The organism is Streptomyces coffeae (assembly GCF_016741875.1).
Classification (GTDB): Bacteria; Actinomycetota; Actinomycetes; order Streptomycetales; family Streptomycetaceae; genus Streptomyces; species Streptomyces coffeae.
This window is the reverse complement of the sequence record NZ_JAERRF010000117.1, coordinates 1-1,641: the sequence shown is the minus strand read 5'-3', so window position 1 is coordinate 1,641 and position 1,641 is coordinate 1. Positions and strand designations below refer to the sequence as shown.

Sequence of the window (1,641 nt, the reverse complement as noted above, 5' to 3'; positions counted from 1 at the left end):
CGCAACACCCGCTCGAACCGCTCCACCGACAGCCCGTCCAACACACCGTCATCCAGCACACCCGCAGCATGCACCACCGCCGTCAACGGCACCTCGGCCGGAACACCGGCCAGCACACCGGCCACCGCGTCACGATCACCCACATCACAAGCCACCACCGACAACCGCGCACCCAACTCGGCAACCTGAGCCTCCAGCTCCCGCACACCGTCAGCCGCAGGACCACGCCGCGAAGCCAGCAACACATGCTCCGCCCCCACCCCCACCAACCACCGCGCCACATGCCGACCCACACCACCAGTACCACCAGTCACCAACACCGTCCCCGACACCCGCCAGGAACCACCACCAGACCCCGCCGCACGGACCACACGCCGACCGAACACACCGGCAGCCCGAACCGCGACCTCTCCCTCCGCCTCGCGCGAGGCGAGCACACCCGCCAGACGCCCCACCAAACGGGCATCCACCACCTCAGGAAGATCAACCACACCACCCCAACGACCAGCCAACTCCAAACCAGCCACCCGACCCAGACCCCACAACTGAACCTGATCGAGGTCGATGACGCGCTCGGAGTCGCTCACCGCGACCGCACCCCGGGTCACACACCACAACGGAACCTCGACACCCACATCACCCAACGCCTGAACCAAGCCGAGCGTCAACGCCAGCCCCACAGGCACGGACCCGAACACCGCATCCCGACCCGACGCCACCGCCAGCAGCGAGACCACACCCGCCAACCCGGCCTCACCATCGAGCACGTCACGCAGTCGCTCGACTATCCGCTCACGGCCGGACTCGTCCGCGTCGAGTTCGAGCATCACCAGCCGGGCACCACTGCGCGCCAGACCCCTCACACACTCGCCAACCCAGGCATCACCGGCAAGCCCAGCCGGCACCACCACCAGCCACGCCCCCGACAACACACCAGACACCCCAGCCAACGACGACCACGCCACGCGATACCGCCAGCCCTCGACCGCCGACCGCTCACGATCCTGACGACGCCAGGCCGACAACGCGGGCAACACCGCCGTCAACGACTCATCCCCCGGCAACGCCAGCAGATCCGCCAGCTCCGAGGCATCCCCACGCTCCACCGCATCCCAGAAACCGGAATCTGTCGTCTTGGGGATGTCGTCGCCGGCCTCCGAGGCCGATCCCATCCAGTATCGCTCCCGCTGGAAAGCGTAGGTGGGCAGTTCCACCCGCCGGGGACGGGAAGGGGCGAGGAAGGCAGCCCAGTCCACACCGTGACCCTGGACAAAGACCTGCGCCAACCCCTCCAGCAGAGAGCCGCTCTCATCCCGGTCCTTGCGCAGCACCGTCGAGAACAGCAACTCCGGGACACTCTCCTGCCCCATCCCGGACAACACCCCATCCGGGCCCAACTCCAGACAAGCCGTCACACCCAGAGCAGCCAGTCGCGTGACGCCGTCGGCGAAGCGGACCGCCTCACGGACGTGCCGCACCCAGTACTCCGGGTCACACACCTCCCGCGCGGTGGCCAACTCACCGGTCAGATTCGACACCAACGCGATACGCGGAGCCTCGTACGTCAGTCGCTCGACGACCTGCCGGAACTCGGCAAGCATCGGCTCCATCAACGGCGAATGGAACGCATGCGACACCCGG

General features: G+C 67.7%; 1 protein-coding gene. It reads right to left on the bottom strand.

The features are described 5' to 3' along the window. Positions 1-1,601: SDR family NAD(P)-dependent oxidoreductase (locus JK363_RS41205; protein ID WP_201883454.1), on the bottom strand; the 1,601-nt coding region annotated here is incomplete at its 3' end. Between the last annotated feature and the right edge of the window lie 40 nt (positions 1,602-1,641).